General features: G+C 38.5%; 1 rRNA gene. It reads left to right on the forward strand.

Annotated elements, in window-relative coordinates:
* Window positions 1-158 precede the first annotated feature (158 nt).
* A 23S ribosomal RNA gene (locus G6554_RS25435) occupies window positions 159-275 on the forward strand; the annotation flags it as partial.

The following is a 275-nucleotide window of genomic DNA, read 5'->3' on the forward strand; positions in this document are numbered from 1 at the left end:
TTGACGTTTCTTGTTTGTTTAGTTTTGAGAGTACAATTCTCTCAAAGCTTTTTTTAATCGTTCTTTGAAAACTAGATAATCGTAAGAAGAAGCAAAGTAAACATCGAGTAATCGCCATTTTAGTTTTCTCTCTATTTAATAGAGAAATAAACCTTTTAGGTTAAGTTAGAAAGGGCGCACGGTGAATGCCTTGGCACTAGGAGCCGATGAAGGACGGGACTAACACCGATATGCTTCGGGGAGCTGTAAGTAAGCTTTGATCCGGAGATTTCCGA

This window comes from Bacillus sp. MM2020_4 (assembly GCF_011250555.1).
Lineage (GTDB): Bacteria > Bacillota > Bacilli > Bacillales > Cytobacillaceae > Neobacillus.